Annotated in this window: 14 protein-coding genes; 11 read left to right on the plus strand and 3 right to left on the minus strand. The window is 67.3% G+C overall.

Annotated features, from left to right (window positions below; all coding sequences use genetic code 11):
• Window positions 1-527 precede the first annotated feature (527 nt).
• Window positions 528-2987, plus strand: coding sequence for a cytochrome-c peroxidase (locus GPA22_RS17825; protein ID WP_169257407.1), 2460 nt, complete (start codon window positions 528-530; stop codon window positions 2985-2987).
• A 61-nt stretch (window positions 2988-3048) separates the two neighbouring features.
• Here GPA22_RS17825 and GPA22_RS17830 read toward each other — a convergent pair whose 3' ends face one another.
• Entirely contained in the window at window positions 3049-3798 is a 750-nt protein-coding gene (locus GPA22_RS17830; protein WP_169257408.1) for a TorF family putative porin, read from the minus strand.
• Window positions 3799-4138: 340 nt separating this feature from the next.
• Here GPA22_RS17830 and GPA22_RS17835 point away from each other — a divergent pair, with 340 nt between their 5' ends.
• Complete coding sequence (locus GPA22_RS17835) at window positions 4139-6799, plus strand: molybdopterin-dependent oxidoreductase (protein WP_169257409.1); 2661 nt, start codon at window positions 4139-4141, stop codon at window positions 6797-6799.
• A 55-nt stretch (window positions 6800-6854) separates the two neighbouring features.
• Here the strand turns inward: GPA22_RS17835 and torT are convergent, their stop codons facing one another.
• Window positions 6855-7934: a TMAO reductase system periplasmic protein TorT gene (gene torT / locus GPA22_RS17840; RefSeq protein ID WP_169257410.1), complete on the minus strand. Its 1080-nt coding sequence runs from the start codon at window positions 7932-7934 to the stop codon at window positions 6855-6857.
• Window positions 7935-8102: 168 nt separating this feature from the next.
• On the opposite strand from torT, the gene GPA22_RS17845 reads away from it, so the two are divergent.
• Complete coding sequence (locus GPA22_RS17845; protein WP_169257411.1) at window positions 8103-11030, plus strand: ATP-binding protein; 2928 nt, start codon at window positions 8103-8105, stop codon at window positions 11028-11030.
• Between the two features lie 124 nt (window positions 11031-11154).
• A complete protein-coding gene (locus GPA22_RS17850; RefSeq protein ID WP_169257412.1) occupies window positions 11155-13890 on the plus strand; it encodes a cation-transporting P-type ATPase in 2736 nt (911 codons plus the stop codon).
• Between the two features lie 27 nt (window positions 13891-13917).
• On the opposite strand, the gene GPA22_RS17855 is transcribed toward GPA22_RS17850, so the two are convergent.
• Window positions 13918-14637, minus strand: coding sequence for a response regulator (locus tag GPA22_RS17855; protein WP_169257413.1), 720 nt, complete (start codon window positions 14635-14637; stop codon window positions 13918-13920).
• Window positions 14638-14821: 184 nt separating this feature from the next.
• On the opposite strand from GPA22_RS17855, the gene GPA22_RS17860 reads away from it, so the two are divergent.
• The 7 genes from GPA22_RS17860 to GPA22_RS17890 form a co-directional block, all read left to right on the plus strand.
• Entirely contained in the window at window positions 14822-15238 is a 417-nt protein-coding gene (locus GPA22_RS17860; protein ID WP_169257414.1) for a M67 family metallopeptidase, read from the plus strand.
• The gene (gene moeB / locus GPA22_RS17865; RefSeq protein WP_169257415.1) at window positions 15235-16686 is read left to right on the plus strand and encodes a molybdopterin-synthase adenylyltransferase MoeB; all 1452 of its coding nucleotides are present in this window, start codon (window positions 15235-15237) and stop codon (window positions 16684-16686) included. The genes GPA22_RS17860 and moeB overlap by 4 nt, the downstream gene beginning before the upstream one ends.
• 23 nt (window positions 16687-16709) lie before the next feature.
• Window positions 16710-17636 (plus strand): PLP-dependent cysteine synthase family protein, encoded by a 927-nt coding sequence (locus GPA22_RS17870; RefSeq protein WP_169257416.1) that lies wholly within the window; start codon window positions 16710-16712, stop codon window positions 17634-17636.
• Between the two features lie 44 nt (window positions 17637-17680).
• Window positions 17681-18340: a peroxiredoxin gene (locus GPA22_RS17875; protein WP_169257417.1), complete on the plus strand. Its 660-nt coding sequence runs from the start codon at window positions 17681-17683 to the stop codon at window positions 18338-18340.
• Window positions 18341-18452: 112 nt separating this feature from the next.
• Complete coding sequence (locus GPA22_RS17880) at window positions 18453-18893, plus strand: hypothetical protein (protein WP_169257418.1); 441 nt, start codon at window positions 18453-18455, stop codon at window positions 18891-18893.
• A 151-nt stretch (window positions 18894-19044) separates the two neighbouring features.
• Window positions 19045-19665: a LemA family protein gene (locus GPA22_RS17885; protein ID WP_169257421.1), complete on the plus strand. Its 621-nt coding sequence runs from the start codon at window positions 19045-19047 to the stop codon at window positions 19663-19665.
• A 37-nt stretch (window positions 19666-19702) separates the two neighbouring features.
• The coding region (locus tag GPA22_RS17890) for a TPM domain-containing protein (protein ID WP_169257419.1) at window positions 19703-20451 on the plus strand (749 nt) is incomplete at its 3' end.

Here is a 20451-nt window from a genome sequence, read left to right on the forward strand (position 1 = left end):
CGCAACTTCCACGCACGGCCGGCGAGGCGTTGCGACAGATGCTTGCTGGCCGATGGCACCACTCTCCGGGGCGACGCCCGGCAACCCATATCCGGGTAATTCCCCACCGCAATTGGGTGTTTTCCACCGATATTGGGGGTAGTGCCCCCAACACTTCCGAGAGGGCGAGTACGCGGGGACGGCGTAGCCCGCGACGCTCATATGCACTGTCCGCAACGGGGCGAGGTGCTCGGGCCGCCACACTGGCGGTTCTCGGTACATTGCATATGACAAAGTTGTCATGCATCCGCTCACGAATATGCGTTCCGCGTGATGCACACATGCTGGGGGAAAGCGCCACGAAAAAGAACGCCGGATGGTGTAACCAAGTGTTGCGCGCGGCACGGGAATTGCCCTGCGCCCTCGTCGGCGTTGCCGCTCATCAAAAACGGTGCGGCCACGCAGTGCCTCGCTCCAGCGTTACCGCTCCACAAGAGCGGCGCCGAGCGGTTCGAGCAGTACCTGCAAGCCCGACATGAGGAAATACCATGAAAACGCAAAAATGCTCGTCACCCGTCTACCGGGTCTGCGCGCCGCTGTTATCCGGTACAGGCCTGCTGATCGTCGCCCTCAACCAGTCCGCCATCGCCCAGACCCCGATCGCTCCCGACCCCGTCGCGATCCGGACCCTGGCGCTCCATACCACCAATTCGCTGAAAACCGTCGGGGTCCCGAGTCCCGCGAACCTGAAGGACTTCGTTGCCAACCGCGGCATGCTCATCAAGCTGGGCAAGGCCCTGTTCTGGGATCAGCAGGTGGGCAGCGACGGTCAGGCCTGCGGCAGTTGCCATTTCCATGCGGGTGCGGACAACCGCTCGCTGCATCAGCTGAACCCCGGCTTCCGCAACGAGACACCGGGAGCCGACCCCAACGCCTTCGGGGAGCCGACCTTCCTGGGCCCCAACCCGAGCAACTTCGGCCCGAATTACCAGTTGAAGCCCGATGATTTTCCGCTTCACAAGCTGGGCGACGTGAATGACCGCGACTCGATCGTGTTTTCCGATACGAACGATGTCGTGTCTTCCCAGGGCGTATTCAACGCGACCTTCAATGCCATCGGTGCTTTCAATCCGGCCACCGTCTCGCGCGACAGCGGGACGACCAATCTCACCGGGCCCGGTGCGGTATTCCAGATCGGCGGGCGGCTGGTACGCAATGTGGAACCGCGGAATACGCCGACGAACATCAACGCGGTCCTCAACGACCGCAATTTCTGGGATTCGCGTGCGCGGAACGAATTCAACGGTGTGAATCCGATTGGTGCGCTCGATCGGACCGCGATGGTGGTACAGGTCGATGCTTCCGGCACACCCTCGCTGGTTCAGGTGCGCATCGCCAATTCCTCTGCCGCCTCGCAGGCGGATGGTCCGCCGCTGAGCGACCTGGAAATGTCCTTTGCCGGTCGGCGATTCCCCGAGCTGGGCCGGAAGATGCTCAACCCCGACCTAGTCGCGCTGGGTAGCCAGCTTGTCGCGAGGGACGACAGCATCCTGGGCGCCGACAGCAACCAGAAAACGATTCCCGGAAGCCGGGGCATCAAGCCGAAATACGCGGCGCTGATCCAGAGAGCGTTCGCCCCGCAGTGGTGGAATGTGCGGGGCTGGTTCGTCGATCTCGCCGGCGGCACACCCGTCCTGCGGCGCGGCACGCCCTCGGGGCCGAATCAGTTCACCGTCATGGAGTACAACTTCAGCCTCTTTTTCGGGATGGCTGTGAACGACTATGAAAGGCTGCTGATCTCGGATCGCTCGCCGTTCGACCGGTTCATGGAAGGCGTCGGCACCAGCACGCTCGACCCATTGCCGCTCTCGGATGCGCAACTGCGTGGCCTGCAGACCTTCCTCACCAAGGGCGGCTGCATCAACTGCCACGGCGGCCCGGAGCTCACCAACGCTTCCCTCAGCAACGTGCGCAAGTTCGAGATCCTCGAGCGCATGATCATGGGCAATGGCGGGGTCGCGGTCTACGACAACGGTCACTACAACATCGGCGTGCGTCCGACGCTCGAGGACGTCGGCATCGGCGCCATCATCGGGCCGGACAACCTGCCGCTGTCGAACACCGTCTTCTTCCAGAACTGCGTCCGGAAAGCGATGGACGACTCCCCGGGAATTTCCATGGCGGAGGCGAATCTGCAGTGCGGAGTGCCGCAGATCATGGCCCGTCCGGAGGAGGCTGCCGTGCTGCTGACCAGGGCGGTACAGTTCACCGACGACGCTGCGATCCGGGCTGAGGCCGAGGCGCTGATCGCTCGCGCCAACACCTTGCTGACGCAGGACACGCCCGACCTCGTGGGGGCCTCGTGCAGCCTCGCGCGCAACCCGGTACTGTGCCCTACAGGCGTGCCGGGTGCGGCGGACCTGCTCGCCTTGGTCCAGTCCCCGCCACAGGAACTGACGGACCTGCTTGCGGCCGCGACTAGCCTGCTGCCCGATCGGGTCACGCCGGGCACCCCCGCACGACTCCTTGCCCCGCCGCTGGGTCCCGAGGAACGTGTGGCCGTGATGGGCGCACACAAAACGCCTTCGCTGCGCAACGTCGAACTCACCGCGCCGTATTTCCACAACGGCGGACAGGCGACCCTGCGTCAGGTGGTGGAGTTCTACAATCGGGGCGGCGACTTTGCCGCGGCAAATCAGGACAATCTCGATCCCAACATCCATCCCCTGGGGCTGACCGACGAGGAGAAGGACGATCTCGTGGCGTTCCTGACGTCGCTCACCGACGATCGCGTGCGGTATGAGCGCGCGCCCTTCGATCGGCCGAGCCTCAGCGTCCCCAACGGGGCCCAGGCCAATGTGGCGACGGCGATCTGCCTGTTTACCCAGGATGTGTGTGCTGTTGAGGACCGGGTCGAGATTCCGGCAGTTGGCGCGGCGGGCCATGTGCAACCGCTGGGCACGCCGCACACGCCTTATGCGAACTTCCTCGACCCGCTGACACCGTAACGCATCCGCATCGGCGGTGACGGCCGAGCGGCGGCCCTGCGGGGCCGCCGCTTCTGCCGTGTCAGAAACTCTTCGACACGGCAAACACGTAGCGCTGCTTGAAGATCTCGCGGCCGTCGTGGCTGCCGTAGACCTTGTGGCTGCTGTCGATGTCGGTGTCGTGGTAACGCAGGTCGAAATTCAGCCCCCACATCGACTTCGTCACGCCGACGTTCCAGTGCCGCCAGCCTTCGGCGCCGCGGCCGGTAAGCCGCTGGTAGCCGAAGGAGCCGTCGAGGCCCCAGCCGTCGCCGAGCGCGACTTTCGGGTGGATCGCGTAGTTCACGCCCTTCCAGCCATCGACGCCGAACCAGTCGTTGAGCGTCGGAGTTACTTCGAGCTTGAGGTTGACCGGCCCGAAGTTGCGGTCGAGGTACATGTACAGCTCGCTGTAGTTGTACCGGCTGGCGCCCGGATACTGGTACGCGAAGGCCATCACGTTGTAGTTGAGGCCGGTGTCGCCGATGCTGCCGTACTTGCCGAGATAGGGGCCGACGACCGCGGAAATGTCCGGCGAGCCCTTGAACTTGTTGGTCGAGCCGAAATACCCGAGGTAGACGCCGCTGGCGTGCGTCCAGGTCAGCGAAGCCTGGACGGCGGGGATCTCGCCGTTGACGGTTTCCGACTCGCCGCGGAAGACGTAGTCGGTCGCAAACTTCACCGAGCCCCCTATCGTGCCGCCCAGCACGTCCGGCTTGTCTTCGGCGAGCGCAGCCTGGGTGAGCACCACTGCGGCTCCCGCGAGCAGCATCTTCGAGTAACGCGTTTTCATCATTGGCTCCCTGAGCATCGTTGCAAATCGTCGCGAGTCGCGCAGGCTTCTCCGGACTCGTTCGGATCGGATGATGCGGAGCCGGGATGAACGGCGGCGCCGAGAAACGTGAATGCAGGTAGCGTTTTGTAGTGCCCTTCTTAGGGGTTAGCTCTTTGTATCGAAAGGCGTTTGACGGGGTTTGGGGGACTTTTCGGGTTAATCCCGCAGGCCGCTGTTAACAGCGGTTAACAAATCCCCACACGGCCGCAACAAAACGGCGCGGACTGTTCATCGCCGCTCTCTAGCATGGTGATCGGGAAAGGCAATCAAGCAACCGGCACTGAATGGAGATGCAATCATGAGCATGTCGAGAAGATCGTTTCTGAAGGCTTCCGTCGCTTCCGCGGTCGCGGCGAACGGGCTGGCGTGGTTCGGTGTGAACGAAGTGTTCGGCGCCGACACGGTGGTGATCCCGAGTGCGAGCCACTGGGGGCCGTTCAAGGCCGTCGTGAAGAACGGCGTGCTGGTCGGCATTCAGCCGCTGGCGGACATCGACGCGATGCCGACGAAGATGCTCACCGAAGGCCTGATCAGCCGCGTTTATCACAAGACCCGGGTGATGTACCCGATGGTGCGCAAGTCCTACCTCGCGAACCCGACCGGCGACACCAAGCCGCATCTGCGCGGCAAGGAGCCTTTCGTGCGCGTGACCTGGGACGAGATCCTTGCGATCACCGCCAACGCGATCCTGACCACCGCCGAGCAGCACGGCAACGAGGCACTCTTCAGCAGCTCCTACGGCGGCTGGTCGCATGCCGGCCTGCTGCGCCCGCAGGTGCTGCAGGGCCGCCTCTTCGGTCTCATCGGCGGGCATTCGGTGACGACCGGCGACTACTCCGGCGGCGCGTCGCAGATCAGCCTGCCGCACATCATCGGCGACATGGAAGTCTATTCGCCGCAGACGGCATGGGAAGTGATGGCCGAGCACACCGAGGTGATGGTGTGGGTGGGCTGCGACCCGTTCAAGAACAACCGCATCGAATACACCGTCGCCGACCACCAGATGTTCCCGCGCTGGCAGCTCATCAAGGAGCGCGGCGTGAAGTTCATCTCGATCAATCCGCAATACACGCCGACCGACGTCGCGATGGGCTCGGAATGGGTGAAGATCGTCCCGAACACCGACGTCGCGCTGTTCCTCGCGATGGCCTACCACGTGTATACGACGGGCAAGTACGACAAGGCTTATCTCGACAAGTACACGGTCGGCTTCGACAAGTTCCTGCCCTACCTGCTCGGCAAGGACGCCGACGGCACCCCGCCCAAGACCCCCGAGTGGGCGGCGAAGATCACCGGCATCCCGGCGCAGAAGATCGTCGAGCTGGCCGAACTCTTCGCGACGAAGCGCACCCAGTTCGCCGGCGCCTGGGCGCTGCAGCGCGCGCATCACGGCGAGATGACGCACTGGGCGATCATCAACTTCGCCGCGATGCTGGGCAAGATCGGCAAGCCCGGCCAGGGCGTGGGCTTCAGCTGGCACTACGGTGGTGGCGGCATGCCGCAATCGACGCACCCGATGCCGGTCGGCCTGTCGCAGGGCCGCAATCCGATCAAGGCGCGCTGCCCCGCCTCGCGCATCAGCGAGATGCTGATGAACCCGGGCAAGCAATACACCCGCGACGGCGCGACGCACACCTACCCCGACGTGCACCTGATCTACAACGCCGGCAACAACTTCATGTCGCACCAGCAGAACACCAACGAGCTGCTGCGCGCGATGAACAGGAAGGTGCGCACGGTGATCTGCCAGGACCCGTGGTGGTGCGCGTCGTCGCGCTTCGCCGACATCGTGCTGCCGGCGACCTCGGCGCTGGAGCGGGACGACATGAGCACCGGCGGCACCTACAGCAACGACAAGATCTACGCGATGCGCCAGGTGATCCAGCCCTACGGCGAGAGCCTCGACGACTTCGAGATCTTCCGCCGCCTGGGCGACCTGATGGGCGTCGGCTTCCAGTTTTCGGAAGGCAAGACCGTGCCGCAGATCCTGCGCGAGTCGTACGACCGCGTGAATCCGCCCGTGCCCTTCGACGAGTTCTGGGAGAAAGGCATCACCCGCATCGAGGTGCCGGAGAAGATGCGCAAGTGGGTGCGCCACGGCGACTTCTATACCGATCCGGAGAAGAGCCCGCTGCACACCAAGTCCGGCAAGATCGAGCTGTACTGCTCGGAGATCGCGAGCTTCAACGTGCCCGACTGCCCGCCGATCCCGAAATTCCTCGAACCCGCGGAATACCTCGGCAACGCGAAGCCCGGCCAGGTGCACGTCGTCAGCCCGCACCCCTTCAACCGCGTGCATTCGCAGATGGCGCAGGCCGACGTGCGCAAGTACGAGAACGTCAAGGGCCGCCAGCACGTGCGCATCAGCGTCGAGGATGCCAAGGCGAACGGCATCAAGAGCGGCGACCTCGTCGAACTCTACAACGATCGCGGCGCGCTGATCGCCGGCGCGGTGGTCACCGACCAGATCATGAAGGGTGTCGTGAGCCTGGAGGAAGGCAACTGGATCCAGCTCGACTCGAAGGGGCGCTGCAACAGCGGCGCGATCAACATGATCACGACCAGCGTCGCCTCCAGCGGACTCAGCCAGGCGACGAGCGCGAACACCTGCATCGCGAGCCTGAAGAAGTGCACCGATGCGGAGTCCGAGAACCGCGCCTACGAGCCGCCGCTGGTCGAGAAGGCCGGCAAGGTCGCGCTCGACGTCGCCGGGATGAAGATCATGGAACGCGCCTCCGCGCTGAAGGGCGCGACGATGGCGAGCATGACGCCGGGCGAGAAGCTCTTCTACGAGCGCTGCACGCTGTGTCATGTGCCGCGCGAGCCGGGCGATTACACGAAGAAGCAGTGGCACGGCATCACGCAGAGCATGTTCCCGCGCGCCGGCCTCGACGATGCGCAGAAGAAGATCGTGCTGGACTTCCTCGAGAAGAACGCGAAAGACGCTGCAGCGATGTAAGCGGGAGCGCCCCGACCGGGGCCTTCCGGCGCGAAGCCCGGCCACGAGCCGGGCTTCAGTGCGTCGACGCGGGTGAAAAGCGGAACTGCGGCGTGAAGGTGTTCGGCGGCAAGGAATCGCCGAGCTCGATGCGTTTCAGCGCCGCGTGGTCGACGATCTGCACGCGCGGACCGACGTGGCGCGCAAACGGGCGCCCTTCGAGCAGGTCCACGGCCTGGTCGATCGACAGCCGCCCCTGCAGCACCGGCGCATCGGTCGGCGCGGCGAGCACGCGTCCGCGCAGGATGCCGCGATATACCGCGGGCGTGAAATAGGTCGCGACGATGTCCGTCCGGTCCTGCAGCCCGCGTTCGCGCAGCACGCTGATGGCGGCTTCGGCCATCAGGGCGTTGCCGACCAGGTAGCGGACCTCCGGATGGCTGTCGAGCGTGCCCTGCACCAGGTTGCGCTGGATCGACTTGGCGGTGTCGCCCCAGGCGGTGGTGCGGATCGCGATCCGGCTGCCGGCAATCGCGTCGCGGAATCCGCGGTCCACGAAGGGCACCCAGCCGGCGCCCTGCGGTCCGGGAAACCACGCAATGGGCACTTCTTCGCCGTGCCCCGGGTGACGGCGCACGAGATACTCGCCGGCGAGGCGCCCCATCTCGTACCACGACACGCCGACCTTCGCCGAGATCCCCTCGCTGGCGATGTCGTTGACCGTCGCCAGCACCGGAATGCGCCGGGCGATCTCGCCGATCACGTCGGTGAGGCCGTCGTACGACACCGTGCCGAGGATGACTGCGTCGACGGCCGGATCCGCGCCGCAGGCCTTGAGCTGTTCGCGCTGGATCTCGAGGTTCGGATACCCGCCCGCCTCGACGAGGCGCACCTCCACGCCCAGCCGCCTCGCCTCGTCCATCATGCCGAAATTGACGCCCAGCCAGTAGGCATCCTTGATGTGCGGAAAGGCGGCGCACAGCGTCCAGCGCTTCGCCGCCGCCCGGGCCGGCACGTACGGCGCAACGGCCGCCGGGCGGGTGTCGTCGGCGGAAGGATCGCGGCGCAGGATCTCGCGCGCCGCCGATGCCGGAAGCGGCGCGGCGCCACTGAGGCCCAGCAGCGCGGCTGCGATGACGACGGGGATACGCCGCATGAATGTGTTCTCGACGGAAGGACTTGCCGCACGCTAGGCCACCGGGCGTTGCCGGGCCACGTGCAGGGCGCGCAAAATGGTAGTCCAACCGCCAACGGGGGACAACGTCATTCTCGCCACGCCTTGCGGCGCGCCCGCCGCGCCGCGGCCTCGACACGCGGAGCTGCGATGAAAGCCTGGCTCGCACGCCTCGACGCGCGCCTCGGCCTGATCGGCAAGGTACGGCTGGCCCTCGCGGCGGCAGCGCTGCTGACCCTGGTCGTGACCGCGACCGCATGGTTGAGCTTCCAGCAGGTCGTCGCCACGCAGCGCGCGATCATCGACGACGCGGTGCCCGCGATGGACGCCGTGCAGGCCGTCACGCGCCTCAACCTGCGCGTCGGCGCCCTCGTCGAACAGCTCGGCCGCGCCGAGACCGGCGCCGACGTCGAACGCCTCCAGCAGGCGTCGCGCGAACAGCTTGCCGAGATGCGGAACCTGTTGCAGCGCCTCGGGCGCCAGCACTTCGAGCCGGCCCTCGGCACCGCCGCCGCGGCGACCCTGGATGCCATCGAGGCGAACCTCGCCCGCCAGGCCGACGACATGCGCCAGCGCATCACCCTGGGCGAGCGCGAACGGACGCTCCTCGCCGCCCACCAGCGCGCCGTGCTCACGCTGGTCATGCTCGCCGAATCCCTCGCGGCGAATGCCTCGACCGCGACCACGGCGACGATTTCGGGCCTGTATCCGCTGATCGGCGCCGGGCGGGCAAGGGAACGCATCTACGACTCGCTCGACCGCCTCATCGAGGTGAACTTCGACCGCATGGAGCGGATGGCCGAGCTGCAGATGGTCTGCTTCAAGCTCAAGACCCTGCTCGAACGCCTCGAGCGCGAGGAAAACGCGGACGCGCTCGCGGGCCTGCGCGACGAGTTCGACGGCAACCTCGCCGTGCTCCATCGCCGCCTGCAGGACATCATCGATCCCAACCGCAAGGCGAGCGGCGTCGCCGAGTACGAGACGCTGGCCGGTGGCGTTGCTGTCGACGGCCTGTTCGCCGTACGCGGGCAGCGCCTCGAGCGGGCAGTCTCTTTCCGCCGCCTGCGCGACGAAGGCGGCACGCTCGCTGCGCAGCTCGGCGAACAGGCCGGTGCGCTCGCCGCCTCCGCGGGACGCGCCATCGACCTGGCAGGCGAAGAGTCCCGGCGCGCGGTCGAGCGCGGCATCGTCGGCTTCCTCACGGTCGGCGCGATCCTGTTCTTTGCGCTCATGGCGACGCTGTGGGTGCTGTTCCGCTTTCACGTGCTCGGCCGCCTCAAGGACATGGAGACTGCCGTGCGCGCGGTCGGCAGCGGCGACTACGACATCCCGATTCCCGACGTGGGCAACGACCCGCTCACGCCGCTCGCACGTGCGCTGGAGCAGTTCCGCGACAACGCCCGCGAACGCCGGCGACTGGAATGCGAGCTGCTGCGCCACCAGCAGGAACTCGAGGACCAGGTGGCCGCGCGCACCACCGAACTCCAGCAAAGCAACGCCCTGCTCGCCCGCGAAGTCTCCGAGCACGCGGCCGCGCGGCGCGAGGCCGAGGAAGCCAACCGCGCCAAGAACCTGTTCCTGGGAAGCCTGAGCCACGAGCTGCGCACGCCGCTCTCCGGCGTCAACGGCAGCGTGCAGCTGCTGCGCGATACGGGCCTCGATGCGCGCCAGCAGGAATACGTGCGCATGATCGGCTACGCCAACGCGACCCTGCTCGAAATCCTCGAGGACATGCTGAGCTTCTCGCGTCTGGAAGCGGGCAAGTTCGACCACGAACACCTGCCCTTCGCGCTGCGCGACGCCATCGACGACATGCTGGCGCTGCAGGGCGTCGCGGCGCGCGCGAAGGGCATCGCCCTCGTCCGCGATATCGCCGCGGAGGTGCCCCGCGTCATCATCGGCGACCGCCGCAAGCTCAACCAGATCCTGCTGAACGTGATCGGCAATGCGATCAAGTTCACCGACGAAGGCTCGGTGACGGTCGCCGTGCGCGGCGGCCCGGCCGCGCCGGGCGAGCGCGCCGCGCTGAGCTTCACGGTCAGTGACACCGGCATCGGCATCCCGCCCGAGCAGTGCGCGGAAGTGTTCAAGCCCTTCGTCCAGGTCGAGGGTGCGAGCCACCATCGCCCCGGCGGCACCGGCCTCGGGCTGGCGATCTGCAAGCGGCTGGTGGAGCTGATGCACGGCCGCATCGGGCTCGAAAGCGTGCCCGGGGAAGGCACGCAGGTGAGTTTCGAACTCGGCTTCGAGGTCGGCGAATCCCTCCCCGGCCAGGTACGCGAAACCCTTCCCGCCACGCCGCAGCAGCCGCTCGACGTGCTGCTCGTCGAGGACGACGAGATCAATCGCATCGTCTGCGTGCGGTATCTCGAATCGCTCGGCCACCATCCGCTCGTCGCCGGAGATGGCGATGAGGCCCTCGCCCTGCTGCGCCGGCGCGAAGCACCGCTGGATGTCGTCCTGATGGACATCAGCCTCCCCGGCGCGTCCGGTATCGAAGTGGCGCGCGACATCCGCGCGCTGGACGGTGGCCGCTGGGCGTCGGTGCCGGTCGTCGCGATGTCGGCGCATCTCCCCGGCGACGCCTTCGACAGCATCGCGGGCGCCGGCATGGCCGGCTTCCTCGGCAAACCCTTCGACCGCGCGGAGCTCGCCCGCGCCCTTGCCGCGGCAACCGCAGGGCACGGCGCCGTGGAGGCCCCTCCTCCCCCGTCCGCCGACGACGCGGCGCTCGACGAAGCCTATCTCGTCGGCGAACTGGAAAGCCTCGGTGCCGCAACGCTCGTCCGTCTGCGGGATCTGTTCCGTGCGGAGGCCGACAGCGCGTTGGCCGAATTCGACGAGCATCTCGTGGCCGGCAACCACGCCGCGATCGCCAAACGCGCGCACCGTCTCTGCGGCGCCGCAGGCAATCTCGGCTTGCGGCAGGTGATCACTATGGCGCGGCAACTTGAAAGCGCTGCGAACGACCCCGCCACCGCGCCGGACGAACTCCGACAGCACATCGCCACATTGCATGAAACCTGCCGCGCCGCGTGTCAGGCGTTGGCGGAATGGCTGCATGCGAATGAAATGTGATGTCGTCGGTGCCGTGAAACGAATCCGGCGCTGAGACCGGGCTGGAAGGCCGGCAGAACCTTTTCCCGGATTCATTTGTCTTTCCGTTGGGCCTCGCATCACATTCCAACGACAAAGCAGATTCATGACAAACCGCTCGACCGTTGAACGCACAGGGACTCCTCCGTCTTTTCATTGGCATACGCTCCCCGCGGAGCGGGTCGCGGAAGCGTTGCAATCCCCGACGAGCGGCCTGACCGCGGCGGAAGCTGCGCGCCGCCTCGCGCAGTACGGTCCGAACCGGCTGGCCCCGCCCAAGCGGCGCGGTCCCCTGCTGCGCCTGCTCCTGCAGTTCCACAACATCCTGCTGTACGTGATGATGGCGGCCGCCCTCATCACGGCCCTGCTCGGGCACTGGATCGACACGGGCGTTCTGATGTCGGCCGTGGTCATCAACGCAATCATCGGTTTCATCCAGGAAGGCAAGGCCCAGTCCGCGCTCGACGCCATCCGCGCGATGCTGTCGCAGCACGCCACGGTGATCCGCGACGGACAGCGACAGGAAATCGAAGCGGCCAATCTGGTGCCCGGCGATGTGGTGGTGCTCGCCTCCGGTGACCGCGTCCCGGCCGATCTGCGACTGGTCTCGGTGAAGGAGCTCCGCATCGAGGAGGCCGCCCTGACCGGGGAGTCGCTCCCGGTGGAAAAATCCGACGCTGCAGTGTCCGCCGACGCTCCGCTCGGCGACCGCTACGGCATGGCCTACTCCGGCACGGTAGTGGTCTACGGGCAGGCGACCGGCATCGTGGTCACGACCGGCGCGGCGACCGAGCTGGGCCGGATCAACCAGATGCTGTCCGACATCCGCAACCTGACGACCCCCCTGCTGCGCAAGGTGGACCGCTTCGGCCGGGTGCTGGCCCTGGCGATCGTGGCCATGTCGGCCGTGACCTTCATGCTCGGCGTCTGGTGGCGCGGGCATCCGGCGGCGGAGATGTTCATGATGGTCGTGGCGCTCGCGGCCTCGGCGATCCCCGAAGGGCTGCCGGCGATCATGACCGTCACGCTGGCGCTGGGCGTGCAGCGCATGGCCCGCCGCAATGCCATCGTCCGCCGCCTGCCCGCGGTGGAGGCGCTGGGTTCGGTGACGGTGATCTGCTCGGACAAGACCGGCACCCTGACCCGCAACGAGATGACCGTCCAGCGCGTGGTCTGTGCCGGACACGTGTTCGACGTCGGCGGCGTGGGCTATGCGCCGGTGGGCGACCTGAGCATCGACGGCCGCATCATCGACGTCGAGCACTACCCCGCGCTGGCGATGGCGATCCGCACCGGCGTCCTGTGCAACGATGCCCGCCTGTGCGAGGAAGACGACCTGTGGCGGGTGGAGGGTGACCCCACCGAAGGCGCCCTGCTGGTGCTCGGAGCGAAAGGCGGTTTCACCCAGCACGCAGGCCACGCAGCCTGGCCGCGGCTGGATGCCATTCCCTTCGAATCGCAGCACCGTTTCATGGCCACCTATCACCGCGACAGTGACGACGAGCCGTGGATCTTCGTCAAGGGCGCGCCGGAAGCCATCCTCGACATGTGCGCCTCGCAGCTCGCTCACGACGGCGAACTGCCGCTGGACGTCGATTACTGGCGGCGCATGGCCACCGACACGGCGGCCCAGGGGCTGCGCATGCTGGCCCTCGCCTGCAAGCGTGCCGGCCCGCTGGAAGCCCGCCTGGGTTTCGACGACACGAGATCGGGCTACATGCTGCTCGCCCTGGTCGGCATCATCGACCCGCCGCGCGAAGAGGCGGTGCGGGCGGTGGGCGAGTGCCACCATGCCGGCATCCGCGTCAAGATGATTACCGGCGATCACGCCGAAACGGCGCGCGCCATCGGTGCGCAGCTCGCCATCGGCGTCGGCAAGCCCGCCATAACGGGCGCCGAGGTGGCGATGATGGACGATGCCGCCCTGCGCCGCGTGGCACTCGAAGTGGACGTGTTCGCGCGCGCCAGCCCCGAACACAAGCTGCGCCTCGTGCAGGCGCTGCAGGACGACGGGCAGGTGGTGGCCATGACGGGGGACGGCGTGAACGACGCTCCCGCCCTGAAGCGCGCCGATGTCGGCGTCGCGATGGGCAGGAAGGGGACCGAGGCCGCCAAGGAAGCCGCGGACATGGTGCTGGCCGACGACAACTTCGCCACCATCGCCGCTGCGGTGCGCGAAGGCCGGGCGGTCTACGACAATCTGAAGAAGTTCATCCTCTTCATGCTGCCGACCAACGGTGGCGAGGCGCTGGTCGTGATCGCCGCCATCCTGTTCGAACTGGCCCTGCCGCTCACCCCCGCACAAGTGCTGTGGATCAACATGGTCACGTCCAGCACGCTCGGCCTCGCCCTCGCCTTCGAGCCCGCCGAGCACGGAATCATGAGCCGCCGGCCGCGGCCGCCAGGCGAGGCGCTGCTGTCGGGCTTTTTCGTCTGGCGGGTGCTGATGGTCTCGGTGCTGATGATGACCGGCGCGCTGGGACTCTTCCTGTGGGAGCTGAACGACGGGACGAGCCTCGAGACGGCGCGCACGATGGCCGTCAACGCGGTGGTGGCGGCGGAAATGTTCTACCTGATCAACAGCCGCTTCATCCTCGCCACGGTCGTCAGCCTCGACGGCCTGACCGGCAACCGCTACGTGCTGCTGGCGATCGCCGCGTGCGTTCCGCTCCAGATCGCCTACACCCACCTGCCGGCCATGCAGGCCATCTTCGGGTCGACCGACCTGACGCCGGTGGAATGGGGCAAGGTACTGGCGGCCGGCATGCTGGTGTTCAGTGTGGCCGAGCTGGAGAAATTCGTCATCCGCCGCACCCGGCTGGCTGGCCGCCTGAACGGTTAGAGGCCGGTTGCCGGCCGCCCGGGGGCGCTACAGCGCGGTGACCTCGGCGGCGAGCAGGTAGCCCTCGCCGCGCACCGTCACGATCAGTTCGGGCTTCTTCGGGTCATCCTCGAGCTTCTCGCGCAGGCGGGAAATCAGCACGTCGATCGTACGGTCGTTGGGGTCCCATGCGCGGTGGCTGATGGCCTGCATCAGCCGGTCGCGGCTCAACACCACGCCCGGCCGCCGGACGAGGCTCGCGAGCAGTTCGAACTCCCCGCGCGTCAGCGTCTCGCGGCTGCCGTCGCTGCCGACCAGGCGCCGATGGCCGATCTCCAGCGTCCAGCGGCCGAAGCGATAGGCGTTGCGCTCCTGCGCCGCGGGACGGTTGCGGTTGCCGCGCAGCACGATCTTCACGCGCGCGAGCAGCTCGCGCGAGTTGAAGGGCTTGGTCACGTAGTCGTCGGCGCCCGACTCCAGCCCCACGATCTTGTCGATGTCGTCGCTGCGTCCCGTGACCAGGATGATCCCGAGGCGCTCGTCGTGGGCGCGCAGCTCCCGCGCCAGCTCCAGCCCGTCCTTGCCCGGCAGCCCGATATCGAGCAGCACGACGTCGACGGGCTCCGCGTGAAGGATGCGCCACATCCCCTCCCCGTTCGTCGCGGCCAGCACTTCATAACCCTCGTTGGAAAAGTACGCATCGAGGCGCGTGCTGGTGACCGGATCGTCATCGACAACGAGCAGTCTGGCGGGTCGGTTTTCGATCAAGGCGGACTGGCGGGAACGGTCGGGGACAGGACGGCAATTATATCGGGATTCGCCCCCGTGACGTCCGGGGACGCAGGCGGCCCGCGCCCGCCCGGGCTCAAGAAGCGAAGATTTGCGAACTCCGGTGGCCGGCCGTCGATCCAAGAAGGTGGAGTTTCTTCCTCCGAAAGCAGGGGACGCTCGAATGACGATGCTGAAGCTTTCCTCCCCCTTGCGTGATTCGATCCTCGCGGCTGCGCAGGCGGGCTACCCGAATGAGGTGTGCGGGCTGCTGCTGGGACAGCAGGACGGCGACGTGATCACCGTGTGCGCCGTGCATCCCGTGCGCAACGTGCATCCGGACCGCACCGCCGATCGCTTCCTGATCGAGCCGCAGGATTACCTCGACGCCGAATATGCCGCCGCCGCCGGCGGCGTGCAGGTGGTGGGCGTGTGGCATTCCCACCCCGACCACCCGGCGAGACCCTCGGCAACCGACCGCGAATTCGCCTGGGGCGGCTGGTCGTATCCGATCGTGTCCGTGAAGGCCGGCGTCGCCACCGAGCTGCGTTCGTGGCGGCTCGACGGCGAAGCGTTCGGCGAAGAGGAGGTGCTGTCATGAGCCGGGTCATCGTTCGCATTCCGACCCCGCTGCGCCCATATACCGGCGGGGCCGACGAAGTCGAGATCGAGGCCGCCACCGTCGGCGAAGCGCTCCGCTCGCTGGGCGGCCGCCACGAGGGCCTGCTGGCGCGGGTGTGCGCGGCGGATGGCAGCCTGCGTCCGTTCGTGAACGTCTATCTCGGCGCCGAAAACGTGCGCGATCTGGGCGGGCTCGACGCCCCCCTGCCCCGCGACGGTGCGGTGCTCGCGATCGTCCCGGCGGTGGCGGGCGGCGCCGGCAGCGCGCGTGAACGCCGGCTTGCCGAGCTGAAGGCCAGCGTACCCGAAGTCAGCCCGGGCGAAGCGCTCGCGCGGCAGGCGCAGGGTGCCGCGCTGATCGACGTGCGCGAGGCGGACGAGATCGCCCAGGGCAGCCCGCGCGGCGCATTCCGGCTTGGTCGCGGCTTTCTCGAACTGCGCATCGAAGAGGCCATTCCCGACACCGACCGGGCGATCCTCGTCATGTGCGGGGGCGGAACGCGCTCGCTGTTTGCCGCCGAAGGGCTGCAACGGCTCGGCTACCGCAACGTCGCCTCGGTCATGGGCGGCTTCTCGCGCTGGAAGGCTGAGGGCCTGCCGTTCGAGACGCCGCGCGGCCTCGATCCGCATGCGCGCGAGCGCTACGCGCGCCACCTGACGATGCCCGAGGTCGGCGAAGCCGGCCAGCGGCGCCTGCTCGACAGCCGCGTGCTGCTGATCGGCGCCGGCGGGCTCGGCTCTCCGGCCGGGCTGTATCTGGCCGCGGCCGGCGTCGGCACGCTGGGCATCGTCGATCACGACGTCGTGGACCGCTCCAACCTGCAGCGCCAGGTCCTGCACAACGACGAGCGCATCGGCCAGCCCAAGGTCGAGTCGGCGCGCCGCACGCTGCAGGGCCTCAACCCCTCGGTGAAGATCGAGACCTTTGCGGAGCGCCTGAGCTCGGCGAACGTGGAACGCATCCTCGCCGGCTACGACGTGGTGGTCGACGGTTCCGACAACTTCCCGACCCGCTATCTCGTCAACGATGCCTGCGTGCATCTGCAGATCCCCTGCGTGCACGGCTCGGTGTACCGCTTCGAGGGCCAGGTCTCGGTGTTCTGGCCGCAGTGCCCGCAGCGCCGCGGCCCGTGCTACCGCTGCCTATATCCCGAGCCGCCGCCCGCCGAATTCGCGCCCTCGTGCGCCGACGCCGGGGTGCTCGGCGTGTTGCCGGGCGTGGTCGGACTGCTCGAGGCGGTGGAAACGGTCAAGCTGCTGTTGGGCCTGGGCGACCCGCTGGTCGGCCGCCTGCTGCATTACGACGCCCTGCACGCGCGCTTCGACGAATACCACCTGGTGGCGAACCCCGACTGCGCCGTGTGCGCGGAAGGACGCCCGTTCCCGGGCTATGTCGATTACGAAGCGTTCTGCGCGACGGCGGCCTGAAGACGCCGCGACGGAAGACGGTCATGGCAGCCATCCCCGTGCGTGAATCCCCCCTGCTCGCCCGCGTCGGACACGTCCCGCTGGTCGAGGTCGGCAGCGCCTGCGAACTGGCGGGATGCCGCGTGTTCGCGACGCTGGAAGGCGTGAATCCCGGCGGATCGATCAAGGACCGGCCGGTCGTGCGCATGCTGATGAAGGCCTTGCAGACCGGCCACCTCGACGGCGAACGGCGGCTGCTCGATTCGTCGTCGGGCAACGCCGGGATCTCGTATGCGCTGTACGGGGCCGCCCTGGGGGTGCCGGTAACGCTGGTCGTGCCCGGCAATGCCAGCCGCGAACGGCTGGACCGCATCCGCGCGAGCGGCGCCGAACTGATCCTCACCGACCCGCTCGAAGGTTACGACTTCGCCGTCGCCGAGGCACGCCGCCTCGCGAGCGAACAGCCCGAACGCTACTGGTACTGCGACCAGTACTCGAACGAGGAAAACTGGCGCGCGCATTACGACACCACCGGCGTCGAGCTGCTGCGCGGCATCATCGCCACGACCGGCCGGCCGCCGGACGTCTTCGTCGCGGGCATCGGCACCGGCGGCACGCTGACCGGGGTCGGGCGCCGGATGAAGGAGGCCTACCCGGCAACGCGGGTGGTCGCGGCCATTCCGGACGAATTCCCCGGCATCGAGGGTCTCAAGCCCCTCGGTCATCCGGGCGACATGGTGCCGGCGATCCTCGACGAAAGCCTGATCGACCGCCGCCTGCCGGTGCGCATGGAGGATGCGATTCCGATGTGCCGCAGGCTCGCCAGGGCGGGCCTGTTCGTCGGCCCGTCGGCCGGGGCCCTGGTCTACGCCGCGTGCCGCGTGGCGGCCGAGGACGATGTGCGGTGCATCGCGACGGTGCTGCCGGATACCGGCGAACGTTACGTGTCTACAGGACTGTGGGCATCATGAGACAACGGGAGTGACAGGGAGCCAGGAATTCACGGAGGTTTGAAATGGCATTGCGGCTAGGCGACGACGCACCGGACTTCACGGCCGAAACGACCCAGGGAACGATCCGGTTCCATGAATGGATCGGGGATGGTTGGGCGATCCTGTTCTCGCATCCGAAAGATTTCACGCCCGTCTGCACCACCGAACTCGGTTACATGGCCGGGCTCAAGAAGGAGTTCGACAAACGCAACACCAAGATAATCGGCCTGAGCGTGGACAGCGTAGGCGACCACGAACGCTGGTCGAAGGACATCGAGGAAACACAGGGCCACAAGGTCAATTACCCGCTGATCGGCGACCCGGATCTGAAGGTGGCCAAGCTGTACGACATGATCCACCCCAACGCCAGCGGCAGCGCGAAGGAACGCACGGCGCAGGACAACCTGACGGTGCGCTCGGTCTTCGTGATCGGCCCCGACAAGAAGGTCAAGCTGATGCTCACCTACCCGATGAGTACCGGCCGGAACTTCGACGAGGTCCTCCGCGTGCTCGACTCGATCCAGCTGACGGCAAAGCACAAGGTCGCGACGCCGGTGAACTGGAAGGCGGGCGAGGATGTGATCATCGTCCCCGCGGTCTCCGACGAAGAGGCGAAGACGCGCTTCCCGGGCGGCTGGAAGGCACCGAAACCCTACCTGCGCATCGTGCCGCAGCCCAAGTAGCCGTGCACGGATCGCTTGCGCAGGCGGACTGCCGGGTGTAAACCTCTTGCGACGAGAGGGGATGCTGCTATACCGAAAACGATCCCCTTCCGACGCGAGAGAGGAGCAGAACATGTCCAAGCAGACCGTGGCGCAAGAGTCCCGAAGAGCGCCCCATAAGGAGCGCGCCTCCCAAGCGCAAGAGACCACCCCGTCGCCGATGACCGAGCTGGCCGCCGCCATGATGGGCGTGCCGTGGCTGAACCTGTGGGCGGACGCCTGGACCGCGTGGCTGCAGCAGTGCGAAGCGAACATGTCGGCGTTGCAGCCCGGAGATGCCGAATCCGCGGACCGTCGCCAGAACGGTGCGTCCTGGATGCCGCAGTTCGAGTCGAAGGTCATCCCCTTCCGCCGCAGCGACGACAAGCCGGGCATCGAAGGCACGAAGCTGTCGATGCGTTTCCGCGTCCCATCGTTTCCGTGGATGGTGGGGAGCAACATCATCGCGATCGACACGGTGATGCCCCGCCCCATCGAGCCGTCCGACGAGAGGTTCCGCACGCCGGAGAAGTGACGGCGCACCGCAGGGCCGGGCGCGAAACGGGTCCCTACCACGGCGCCTTCCGCCGCAGGCCGCCTGCGCGGGCCCTTGCGGCATAGGGTATCATCATGGCATCCGCGAGCCCGCCCTCCCGGCGGGTTCCACTCGTTCGAGGGATGCGATGATGGTCTGGTCATTTTTTTGCCGCTTTCCGGCAGTCCTCGCGCTGCTCGCCGCCATCGGCCTCGGCGGTTGCGGCTACAACGACTTCCAGCGGCTCGATGAACAGAGCAAGGCCGCCTGGGCGGAGGTGCTGAACCAGTACCAACGCCGCGCCGACCTCATTCCCAACCTCGTCGCCACCGTCAAGGGCGAAGCGAACTTCGAGCAGGAAACGCTCACGAAGGTGATCGAGGCGCGTGCCAGGGCGACCGCGATCCAGGTCACGCCCGCGATGCTCAACGACCCCCAGGCGATGGAGCGTTTCCAGCAGGCGCAGAGCCAGCTGGGCGGCGCCCTGTCGCGCCTGCTCGCCGTCGCCGAGAACTACCCCAGCCTGAAGGCCAACCAGGCGTTCCAGGATCTGCGCGTGCAGCTCGAAGGGACCGAGAACCGCATCACCGTCGCGCGCAACAGCTACATCAAGTCCGTGCAGGAGTACAACATCCTCGCGCGCAGCTTCCCCACCAACCTGACCGCGATGGTGTTCAGTTACGCGCCCAAGGCGGGCTTCACGGTCGCGAACGAGCAGGAGATCTCGCGGCCGCCCTCCGTCGATTTCGGCGGCGGCGCAGGGAAGTACTGAGACCATCCCCGCCCTGCTCCCGGCCTGCGACCGACCGATGCCCGCGCTCGAATCCCTCCTGCGGCTGGCGTTGTGCATCTGCGCGCTGCTGGCGTGGCCGGGGATTGCCGGGGCGCAGGAACTGCTCCCGGTTCCCCCGCTCACGGCGCGCGTCATCGACCAGACGGTCACGCTTTCGTCCGGCGAACGGCAGGCGCTCGAACAGAAGCTGGCGGCATTCGAAACCGGGCGCGGCAGCCAGCTGGTCGTGCTGATCGTGCCCACCACGGCGCCCGAGGACATCGCCGCCTTCGCCAATCGCGTCGCCGCGGAGTGGAAGATCGGCCGGCGGGATGTCGGCGACGGGCTGCTGCTGGTCGTCGCGAAGAACGACCGACGCGTGCGTATCGAAGTGGCGCGTGCGCTGGAAGGGGCCGTGCCCGATCTCGCCGCTTTCCACATCATCGACCGCGCCATCACGCCCGCCTTCCGCGAAGGCCGGTTTGCGGCCGGCATCGAGGCCGGTGTGGAGGCGCTGATGGCGCGCGTGCGCGGCGAAAACCTGCCCCTGCCCGAACCCGAAACCCGTGACTCGGGCGGCTTCGGTTCCTTGCAGGACATCGCCGTCTTCATCATGTTCGGCGTGCCCATCGTCGGCGGTATGCTCGTCGCGATCCTGGGGCGCAAGCTCGGCGCGCTGGCAACCGGGGGCGTCTTCGGCCTCCTCGCGAAATTGTTGCTCGGCAGCCTCGTGCTCGGCGCCATCGTGGGCGTGCTCGCCTTCATCTTCGTCCTGGTGCTCGGCAC

Source organism: Aromatoleum toluvorans (genome assembly GCF_012910905.1).
GTDB classification, from domain to species: domain Bacteria; phylum Pseudomonadota; class Gammaproteobacteria; order Burkholderiales; family Rhodocyclaceae; genus Aromatoleum; species Aromatoleum toluvorans.

Excerpts from the sequence above, each read along its gene's own strand:
- GPA22_RS17825 (WP_169257407.1), top strand. The coding sequence starts at position 528 with ATGAAAACGCAAAAATGCTCGTCACCCGTCTACCGGGTCTGCGCGCCG.
- GPA22_RS17830 (WP_169257408.1), bottom strand. The coding sequence starts at position 3,798 with ATGAAAACGCGTTACTCGAAGATGCTGCTCGCGGGAGCCGCAGTGGTG.
- GPA22_RS17835 (WP_169257409.1), top strand. The coding sequence starts at position 4,139 with ATGAGCATGTCGAGAAGATCGTTTCTGAAGGCTTCCGTCGCTTCCGCG.
- torT (WP_169257410.1), bottom strand. The coding sequence starts at position 7,934 with ATGCGGCGTATCCCCGTCGTCATCGCAGCCGCGCTGCTGGGCCTCAGT.
- GPA22_RS17845 (WP_169257411.1), top strand. The coding sequence starts at position 8,103 with ATGAAAGCCTGGCTCGCACGCCTCGACGCGCGCCTCGGCCTGATCGGC.
- GPA22_RS17850 (WP_169257412.1), top strand. The coding sequence starts at position 11,155 with ATGACAAACCGCTCGACCGTTGAACGCACAGGGACTCCTCCGTCTTTT.
- GPA22_RS17860 (WP_169257414.1), top strand. The coding sequence starts at position 14,822 with ATGACGATGCTGAAGCTTTCCTCCCCCTTGCGTGATTCGATCCTCGCG.
- moeB (WP_169257415.1), top strand. The coding sequence starts at position 15,235 with ATGAGCCGGGTCATCGTTCGCATTCCGACCCCGCTGCGCCCATATACC.
- GPA22_RS17870 (WP_169257416.1), top strand. The coding sequence starts at position 16,710 with ATGGCAGCCATCCCCGTGCGTGAATCCCCCCTGCTCGCCCGCGTCGGA.
- GPA22_RS17875 (WP_169257417.1), top strand. The coding sequence starts at position 17,681 with ATGGCATTGCGGCTAGGCGACGACGCACCGGACTTCACGGCCGAAACG.
- GPA22_RS17880 (WP_169257418.1), top strand. The coding sequence starts at position 18,453 with ATGTCCAAGCAGACCGTGGCGCAAGAGTCCCGAAGAGCGCCCCATAAG.
- GPA22_RS17885 (WP_169257421.1), top strand. The coding sequence starts at position 19,045 with ATGGTCTGGTCATTTTTTTGCCGCTTTCCGGCAGTCCTCGCGCTGCTC.